This window comes from Paenibacillus residui (assembly GCF_042677205.1).
Taxonomy (GTDB): Bacteria; Bacillota; Bacilli; order Paenibacillales; family NBRC-103111; genus Paenibacillus_L; species Paenibacillus_L residui.
The window spans coordinates 1-9,668 of the sequence record NZ_JBHTIU010000004.1; the positions used below are offsets into that span (position 1 = coordinate 1).

The window sequence follows — 9,668 nt, forward strand, 5'->3', positions numbered from 1 at the left end:
GCAGTTTGGCAACAGGGGGTTATACCCCAAGAGCAAACCACCCGTTGGACGGGTGGTTATGATTGACTCCGCAAGCAACGCGCAGATGCTTTTTCCAACAACCCGATAAATGCATCTGTTTCGCGCCGTAAGCCTCTTCAACTGCAGCGACATAACGGCCGGCTTATTTACCCGCTATTTTCCAATGAATGAACATAATTAATGGAATATGGGCAAACTAAAAAAAATCGATATCAAAAAATGTCAGCCGGCATACTATAAGTTTACTACTCTAATATATGGCGATAGAATTCAATCCGGACCATTATGGTTGGAATGCGAATGCCCATGTTAATTACATATATAGACCCGCGAATAAAAAGTAAGTCAAATTCCAACTTGACAGGTATGAATAGTTGTTATATAACTGGATACATCTGAATATACTTTTATCGCCTCGAATTTAAAAGTGGGAGTTGGTCAACGTGTTATGGACAATCGTTAATATTGTAATCATGCTTCTGCTTATCATCGGACTTTTTGTCATGCAAAGAAAGCATGTTTCTTTTTCCAAACGGGTATTCACCGGTTTGGGGATCGGGATTGTGTTTGGACTTGTGCTGCAATTTATTTACGGAGCCCAGTCTGAGGTGTTAAAGACCTCCCTGGCATGGTTTGATATCGTAGGGAGAGGGTACGTTAAATTTCTGCAGATGGTCGTCATGCCCCTCGTCTTTATTTCCATTCTGACGGCGTTTACGAAGATGAAGGTGACCAAAAATTTTGGGAAAATCGGACTCTTGATTATTGGAATTCTGGTCGGAACAACGGCGGTAGCCGCAGCCGTCGGGATTACTACCGCAACCGTATTCAACCTGGAGGGAATTCAAATTGAGGGCGGGGAAGCGGAAACTTCTCGCGGGGAGCAATTGGAGAATCGGCTGGGAGACCTTCAGAAAATGACCTTCCCGCAAAAGCTGCTTGAGCTGCTGCCGGAAAATCCGTTCCGAGATTTCACGGGGGCCCGGGCCACTTCAACGATCGCCGTAGTAGTGTTTGCGGCATTCATTGGCTTCGCGTTCCTGGGAGTCAGGCGAAAACAGCCGGAGCAGGCGGAGTTCTTCCAGAAAATCGTAGAAGCGCTCTATGCCATTATTATGCGAGTGGTTACCGTTGTGCTGAGGCTCACTCCATATGGTGTTCTGGCGCTAATGACGAGAGTAACGGCGACTACGGATTATGAGGGAATCTGGAAGCTGGGCGAATTTGTCATCGCGTCGTATGTCGCTCTGATTGTCATGTTCCTTATTCATTTGCTGCTGCTGGCCGGTGCCAGGCTGAATCCGATTACTTATGTTAAGAAGGCAATTCCAGTGCTAACCTTTGCCTTCACATCCCGCACCAGTGCGGGAGCACTGCCTTTGAATGTGAAGACCCAAACCCATTCCTACGGAGTGTCTGAAGGTGTAGCCAACTTCGCCGGATCACTCGGATTATCGATCGGGCAGAATGGCTGTGCCGGGATTTATCCCGCCATGCTAGCTGTAATGATTGCGCCGACGGTCGGAGTCAACCCGTTAACGCCTTCCTTCATTATTACCTTAATTGCTGTAGTGGCTATCAGCTCTTTCGGTGTAGCAGGTGTAGGGGGAGGAGCAACCTTTGCCGCATTGCTCGTATTGTCTGCGATGGACCTCCCGGTTGCTCTGGCCGGACTGCTGATTTCTGTCGAGCCTCTTATTGACATGGGACGCACGGCGTTGAATGTCAGCGGCAGTATGGTTACCGGAATTCTTACCGGCAAGGCGACGAAGGAACTGGATTTGAGTATCTACAATGATAACAGTAAGCAGCAGTTGGAGGCTTGATTTGCAGTTTAAACGTGGCGATGAGCTGCAGGCAGGAAAGATGGTTAATTATTGAAATCATTATAGCAGGGCCCGCATAAATCATACATGCCGGGCCTTGTATCATTTTATTGTCCTTATGTCTATTATCCCCTATGCTCAGAACGGGTACCGCGCTTGCATCTTCTTATGTCTATTATCCCCTATGTTCGGAACGGGTGCCGCGCTTGCATCCTCTTATGTGCGATATCCCCTATGCTCAGAACGGGTGCCGCGCTTGCATCTTCTTATGTCTGTTATCCCCTATGCTCGGAACGGGTGCCGCGCTTGCACCTTCTTATGTCTATTATCCCCTTTGCTCAGAATGTATGCCGTGCCTTGCATCTTCTTATGTCTATTATCCCCTATGCTCAGAACGGGTACCGCGCTTGCATCTTCTTAAGTCTGTTATCCCCTATGCTCAGAATACGTGCCGCACCTTGTTCCTTTTATCTGCTATCCCATCAACTCAGAAATTGCCCTATGGTTTGGTTCGCGATTATCGATTTGACTCATAATCATTATGATGGAATTTAACCCGATGGCACGGGGGTTAATTGAACTTTTCTGAGGTTAGGGGATAACAGTCCAAAGCCTCGATTAATAAAGAATTACCGGGAATAAGCAGTGTTTCGCTTTGGGCGAATTTAACGAACATTTTCAGAAAAAAAGACGGGGAAATTAATCAGCCGCACGGAGCGATTTTATTCCAAGAAGCGTTGGCTAGCAGTATACCTCCACACTCGTAAACAAATGAGCAAGGAGAAGAGAGAGCCCCCCATCGTCTTCCTTCGTAACTGAACAATAAGGAGGCCGAAGCTTATTGGACGTGCTCTAAGGATTCATTCTGCATCGGGGGCTTAGGTCGCCATATTATAGAGATTATGCCATACCCTAACCCGAAAGTTAGGCCGGAAGCGGCAAAGAAAGAATAAAACAACTGTGCCTCGGCAGACAATAAGCTGCCCCCTCCGTTGAACAAAAAAATAAATGCGGTAGGAACAATGAAAGATAGTGAACAGAACAAAGGGTAGAAAAGAAGACCGAGAGCCGGGTGCTTGAGTTTGCTTTTGACCAGAATGCAGATCAGGGCAAAAAGAGGGCCCAAAATAAGCAAATAGGCCAGTCCCGACCAAAACATAACCGCATACCTATCCCCGCCAAGGGTTTCCCCCCACACTTTCCAAAGAGTGCCTGTATAGGCAGCAAACCCGGTAAAATAGGAGAGGATGAAAATAGTCAAAATGATGGCCCATCTAAAAATCAGCACAATGCTTCCCTCCTTATTAAAGGAACGCCCGGCCTGGCACAAAAGCTGCAGACTATTAACCGAACCCATATAAAAGAATAAAACGCGCCATGCGCTTCTTCGGTCCCTTGGAGTATAACAGAAAAGGACAGCGCGGCCGACATTGTCGGTCACACTGCCTTTCCGCCATACCATATCTGCCTAAAGCTTGGCCATTACTTCCTCGTCCATGTCAAAATTGGAGTGTACATCCTGGACATCATCGTTGTCCTCCAGCGCCTCCATCAATTTCATCATCTTGATCGCATCTTCTTCCTCCAAATTGACGGTGGTGGCTGGAATCAGGCTTAGCTCCGCTTGCTGGAACTGGTAGCCGTTGCCTTCCAGAGTCTGTTTGACGCTGTCAAAGTCTTCGGGTGCCGTCGTAATCTCGGCGATTCCGTCCTCCACGCGGACGTCTTCGGCCCCTGCTTCCAGCGCCTCCATCAGGAGGGTATCTTCGTCTGGTCCGCCATCCTCGATTGGAAGGGTGAGAACTCCTTTGCGGCTGAATAAATAAGAGACGCAGCCGCTCTCTCCCAGGTTGCCGCCATATTTGGAGAAGATATGACGGACATCCGCCGCCGTCCGATTTCGGTTATCGGTCAGGCATTCGACCATGACAGCCACGCCCGCCGGTCCATAGCCTTCATAAATAATTTCTTCATAAGTTACGCCTTCCATATTTCCGGAAGCCTTCTTGATCGTATTTTCTATGTTGCTGTTAGGCATATTATTTTGTCTTGCTTTCTGCAGAGCGGTCTTGAGGCGAAGGTTCGTATTCGGATCGTCCCCGCCGCTGCGGATCGCCGCATATATTTCTTTGGAGATTTTAGTGAAAACTTTCCCGCGGAGGGCATCTTGTCTTCCTTTGCGATGCTGTATGTTTTTCCATTTGGAATGTCCGGCCATCGTTGGGTGGCTCCTTTCCTTATTTCAGTAGAACAGTTCTACTAATTATCGTATCTAACCCGGGCCGGAAACGCAAGAAACAACTTGATGACCATCAAGGATTTCTCCGATTGGCAAGTCTCGCCTTTCCAGGGGTATGGGGTAGGGGAATCTAGGGACGGAGGACGCCCTATCTTTCACTGTTTAAGCGGATTTGAGTCGGGCTTAAACAGGCTCTGTCATTGCCAAGAAGGTCGTTCATACCAATTAATAGATCTAAAGACCTGTTCTTGTGAAGGAAAAAAGTTCTATTTTTGCGCGGAAAGAAGGAATTGCCTGCCATGCGTCGAAAAAATCGAAACTGCAGGATCCATATGAAAGAGAGAAGCATTGTCAGCAGCATCAGCGGATTCTGCGATCAATTTTAACTTAAATGGAGGGTAAACAAATTAATGAATGTCTCTTGGACAAAGTGCAAAAATGTACTCTTCTCGGCAGTTCTATCCGTGGGAGTGCTGTTGGGAGGAACACTTCTTCCTGCAGATCGCGCCTACGCGGATGACTTCATCGATGAAATCGATGGCATGTACCAACGCTTATATGAGCACTACAGCAATCAGTATAAGGATGATTATAATCGAGCAAGCAAAGAATATGATTGGCTTATCGCCATCACTTCGGGTGAGCGGGAACGGCTGGAGCAGGCAGCCGATGCGGATTTGAGGTATTTATTGGATTTGTTCAATGAAGATTTCAAGCAGTTGGATGATAAATACGGGAACCAGCGGGATTACCGCGATAAGCTGACCGAATACCGGAGAGCCATTAACCCCGATTATTCCAGCGGACCTATGTGGGAGTACAATAAGGAGATCAATAAAAATTATTCCTCCAGATCCCATTGGAAACTGAAGAACGAAATCAATCCCGATTACAGCTCCAGTACGATGTGGAACTATCGCAACACGACCAATCCGAATTATTCTTCGAGTACGATGTGGAACTACCGGAACGATATGAACCCGAATTATTCCTCCGGTTTAATGTGGGAGCTTAAGAATGAAAGCAACCCACACTATTCCTCCGGTACGATGTGGAACTACAGACAAGGAAATCTGACTTTGGCGGATGCCCGCAAGAAGATGGACGAGATTCTGACCAAGGGAGCGGAGGAGCTACAAGAGGCGCGCGACAAGGCGATGACTGACGTAACGAAAACCCGTAAAAAAACGGTCGATACCCTGTTTGAACTCCGGGATGAAACCCTTGACATCTTCCAGTCGACACGAGCGAAATCGCTTAAGGAAATCCTTTCTATACGGGAAAGGCATTTTGGCGGCTCCTTGGATGTGAAACCGCTGGTGATCGGCTTCGATCCAATCAAAGTGCTGATCGATAAGAAATTACTCTCGTTTGAACAGCCACCTGTTCTTATTGACGGAAATACACTGGTGCCGATGAGAGCGATTTTTGAACAGCTCGGTGCGAAAATCGAATGGAATCAAGAGGAGTACTCCGTAACGGCTACCAAAGGAAATACGACGATCTATTTAAAAATCGGGGACAAGCAGGCCAAACGGAATGGGGAAACGATAAACCTGGAAGTGCCGGCCCAACTGGTCCAATCCAACACCATGGTTCCGGTCCGTTTCATCAGCGAGTCGCTGGGTGCTCACGTGGAATGGGACGATATGACGAAGACGGTCGTTATCGAAACGAAATAAATTTCATCTGCTTCAGTAGCAGCATACTTTCAGGACACCTGCTCAAATACGGGCAGGTGTTTTTTTCGCTTCATGTCCCTTGCCGGCTTTATTGAAAAACAATGACTGCCTGCCTTGCCTCTCCAATGCGTTTTAAAAAAAACGAGTGAAATTTTATTCTATAAGAGTCTTGTCAGAAGGGAGAAACTATTTTAGAATGACACTTAATCAAATTGATTTATTAAGATTATGATTGGTAAGGGCTTCCTCGTCCGGATTTCGAAAATTCCTTGAAAAAAACGGCTTGAGGGATAGAGATTATTCACTCTAACCGGCATATTTTCGTGTTCAACGCTGCGGGTCTCCGAAGTCGTTTCGCAGGGACATTTTCAGCGCAAAGCGAAGGAAAGCTTCTTCGGCTATGAAGCCTATATTTTGCACTCATTGCACAAGGAGAAAAACTAGTTCATCGAAGAAAGGAATCAGTATAACTTGGTCATTGTTATCAGCTTGCTAGGAGTGTTGGCCGGCATTCCGCTTATCTACTTTATTTGGATTCATGCAGGAAGATGGACGCCGCGGGAAGCAGATGCTCTCGTCGTGCTGGGCTATAAGTGTATAAATGGGCAGATAGACCCTCTGCTTGCCGAAAGGCTGGATACGGCATTGGACTTATGGAACCGATTCCGGTATCGTTATGTAGTGCTATCCGGAGGAGCCGTAGTCTCCGAACGGACAGAAGCCGCGATTATGCGGGACTACCTTATTTCCAAAGGAGTGGATGCCAAGCGGATATTGCTGGAGGAGTACTCCCGGAATACAGTGCATAATATCGTGAATTGTACTCTGTTGATGAGAAGGCATCATTTGAAAACCTGCCTTTATGTCTCTAATTCGTTTCATCTTAGACGCATGAGATACATAGCCCGGCGGCTGAATATTCCGGCGAACTTCTACGGAAGCCGGAAGCTGCCGTCGATCAGACGGCAATGGAAGCTGACTTTCCTGGAAATCCGGGCATTCCGACTAACCCTTCCCTGGTTGCATAAGGCTGCCAATTGGGAACAAAATGGATGGATGGGAAATACCAAATCCCGATCCGCATCCGGTTAACCATTGAGAGTGATTGACAACGGACAGGGCGCAAGGAAGAATAAAGCAAAAGGGTTTATGAAGGATGTCAATCCAGTTTTCCAGGAAAGGAAAGGTTGATATGCAGACGAATAAGAGCAAGACGGCTAGCAGCAAGCTGCTAAAATCGATCAATCAGCAAAGAGTGCTGCGTCTCATTTTCACCGAAGGCCCTATTACCAGGGTGGAATTAGCAGAGAAAACGGGATTAACCCAGCAAACGATCACCAATATCGTAAACCGGCTGCTGCAGGACGATGTACTTCAGGAGTTGAATCCGGTTGCCAGCAATGGAGGGCGCAAACCGGTGCCGCTTATGGTGAAAAGCGAAAATCTCTACGCCATTGGGGTAGAGATAGCGGTCCGATATGTCCGCGGGACGCTAATGGATTTCCGCCGCCGTCCGGTTAAAGAGATTGTCGTCGATGTTCCGGTCTACAACAACGATGAGCATCCCGTCCTCTATATCCGGCAAGTCGTGGATGAGCTGCTGGGGCATGTGACCCATCGTAATCAGTTGAAGGGGATAGGCTGCAGTATTCAGGGGCTGGTGGACTCCAAACGGGGTGTAGTCATTTATTCGCCCGGATTGAGATGGAGGCAGTTTCCTCTTCAGGAACGTCTGGAAGCTGCTTATGGTCTGCCCGTGTATCTGGAGAACGATGCCAACCTGCTCGCGCTCGTTGAGAATCTCAACGGCCGGCTGGCGGACTCCCCCAATAACCTGACGATTAAATTGGATTACGGGATCGGAGGAGCAATTGTCGCCAACGGGCAGCTATTGGCCGGAATGAGGCACGTCGCCGGGGAATTCGGTCATTATAAAGCCTTCGACGGAGAGGATGCCCGCCAATGCCACTGCGGGGCCAAAGGCTGCTTGACCACTTTCGCATCGGCCAGCGGGTTGAAGCGCAACGGCGGCTACACGCCGGAAGAGCTTAAGCAGGCGCTCGAGGCGGACGAGCCGGAGGCTGTAAGGCTGTTTGGCAAAGTTGAAGCGGCGGTCGGCCGGGCGATTGGCAACGTCATCACGATCCTGAACCCGAATCATGTGCTGCTGACCGGCAAAATGATCGATGTATTAGGGGAGCGGCTGATCCCTGCTCTAAACCGGCGGATTATGGAGACGGTTCCAGAGTCCTGCCGGGAGGTAGAGCTTGTCTATCTGCCCCGGACGCCGGATGAATCCAGCTCGGCGGTCGGTCTGGTCATGAATCATTTTTTTGACGTGCCTCTGGACAAATTTTCAATCTAATTGGTTATGTAGTAAAGCTGTACAATTGTATACTAACTCTCATTAGAAATACAAAGATTTCATGGGTAAACGCGCCTGTCCCAAGGACGGCGATAGCCGTTTATCCTTGACTCAATGAAAGGGGAAGATGATGGTTATGGCCAATTATCGGCTGCTAGCCCTCGACTTGGACGGTACACTGCTTACGGAGGATAAACGGATAACGGCGGAAGCGAGGGAGTGGATTCAGCGGGCGAGGGACGCCGGAGTGACGGTTATTTTTGCTACAGGCCGTGGAGTCCAGACTACGAAAGCGTTCTGGGAAGAGCTCAGGCTGGATGCCCCCATGGTTCTTCTTAACGGAGCCGAGATTTGGCGAAGACCGGGCGAGTTGGTTGAGCGTCATTACTTGTCCAAGGAGGATATTCACCGGCTGCATTCCCTGGCAGTGGAAGCCGGCGCCGGCTACTGGGGATACAGCGTGGAAAGCTTGACGGGCAAGAAGGACTGGACGGATGAAATGTTCGAACGAGGCTGGATGAAGTTCGGGATTCGGCATGATGACCTCGAGGTGATGCAGCAGCTGAGGGAAACTGTTGAGGGCTGGGGTACATTGGAAGTTACCCGTTCCGCTCCGGTGAATATGGAAATTTCCTGCAAAGGGATTACCAAGGAAAGCGGCGTTCGCAAGGTGTGTGAGTTGCTCGGTATCGGCATGGAGGAAGTCATGGCCGTCGGTGATAATATGAACGATTTTCGCCTTATTCGTTCGGCGGGAATGGGAGTTGCGATGGGAAATGCCGATGAGAAGCTGAAGCAGGCGGCGGATGGCAGCACCGGAACGAATGAAGAAAACGGGGTAGCTCAGGCAATTCAACGTTACTTGTTAGGGGACGAACAAGAGAGAAAGTTTGCTTAAGAACTCAACTTTCGCAGACTGAAATCGCCAAATAACCTTTGAAATCAATAGGCCATCTTTCTATTTAATTTCCGGCTTTACGCTGAACCGAATCAGTGATTCCTCTCCTGCTTTTATGACGGTTTCGCCGATCCAATCGCTGTAAGACGACAGCCCGTTTGAGAATAACTGATATTCTACGTAGCAAATAGAACCGTTTACCTGGTTATGTCTCGATAATCTGACGGTGCCGCTTGACGGTACCGGTGACGCTTTTCTTACTTGGGCGTCTACCTTGAAAATCCGTCTATTTTCATTTTCTGCTTGTGCCGTGCAAGCAGTCTACTCGCAGAATGGCGCGTCTAACTGGATTTCATACAGTTAGTTTGCTCTGCGGAGCCAAAAGACGGAAGCTAAGTGGAAAAACTACAGCTAGTTTGGACAAAAAAGGCGATTTCAGCAAAAAGCCTTGATTCTAAATGTAGTTTTTCCATTTACTTTAATCACTTTCCACCATTCGCTTGAATTTACCTACATAAAATACAGTTAGACGGTGGAGGATCCACCACAAGACAAGAAATGGTTTTCTATTTGGACCTCTGTCAAGAAAGTGGACACACCGTTAGTGTAAATTAGCTGCTCTTGTTGTAGTACATGA

7 protein-coding genes are annotated in these 9,668 nt (G+C 48.2%); 5 read left to right on the forward strand and 2 right to left on the reverse strand.

Translation table 11 applies throughout. The features are described from left to right. The first annotated feature begins 494 nt into the window (after positions 1 to 494). A complete protein-coding gene (locus tag ACFQ03_RS01740) occupies positions 495 to 1,847 on the forward strand; it encodes an L-cystine transporter (RefSeq protein WP_379285671.1) in 1,353 nt (450 codons plus the stop codon). An 838-nt stretch (positions 1,848 to 2,685) separates the two neighbouring features. Here the strand turns inward: ACFQ03_RS01740 and ACFQ03_RS01745 are convergent. Both ACFQ03_RS01745 and ACFQ03_RS01750 read right to left on the reverse strand, forming a co-directional pair. Next, positions 2,686 to 3,135, reverse strand: coding sequence for a hypothetical protein (locus ACFQ03_RS01745; protein ID WP_150960083.1), 450 nt, complete (start codon positions 3,133 to 3,135; stop codon positions 2,686 to 2,688). A gap of 180 nt (positions 3,136 to 3,315) precedes the next feature. Next, positions 3,316 to 4,065, reverse strand: coding sequence for a YebC/PmpR family DNA-binding transcriptional regulator (locus ACFQ03_RS01750; RefSeq protein WP_144936894.1), 750 nt, complete (start codon positions 4,063 to 4,065; stop codon positions 3,316 to 3,318). Positions 4,066 to 4,496: 431 nt separating this feature from the next. On the opposite strand from ACFQ03_RS01750, the gene ACFQ03_RS01755 reads away from it, so the two are divergent. The 4 genes from ACFQ03_RS01755 (at position 4,497) to ACFQ03_RS01770 (ending at position 9,031) form a co-directional block, all read left to right on the forward strand. Next, entirely contained in the window at positions 4,497 to 5,768 is a 1,272-nt protein-coding gene (locus ACFQ03_RS01755) for a copper amine oxidase N-terminal domain-containing protein (RefSeq protein ID WP_379285666.1), read from the forward strand. Between the two features lie 471 nt (positions 5,769 to 6,239). Further along, a complete protein-coding gene (locus tag ACFQ03_RS01760) occupies positions 6,240 to 6,860 on the forward strand; it encodes a YdcF family protein (protein WP_379285668.1) in 621 nt (206 codons plus the stop codon). A gap of 100 nt (positions 6,861 to 6,960) precedes the next feature. Then, entirely contained in the window at positions 6,961 to 8,133 is a 1,173-nt protein-coding gene (locus ACFQ03_RS01765; RefSeq protein WP_191964373.1) for an ROK family transcriptional regulator, read from the forward strand. Between the two features lie 136 nt (positions 8,134 to 8,269). Beyond that, on the forward strand, positions 8,270 to 9,031 hold the full coding sequence (locus tag ACFQ03_RS01770) for a Cof-type HAD-IIB family hydrolase (protein WP_150960080.1): 762 nt from the start codon (positions 8,270 to 8,272) through the stop codon (positions 9,029 to 9,031). Positions 9,032 to 9,668 lie beyond the last annotated feature (637 nt).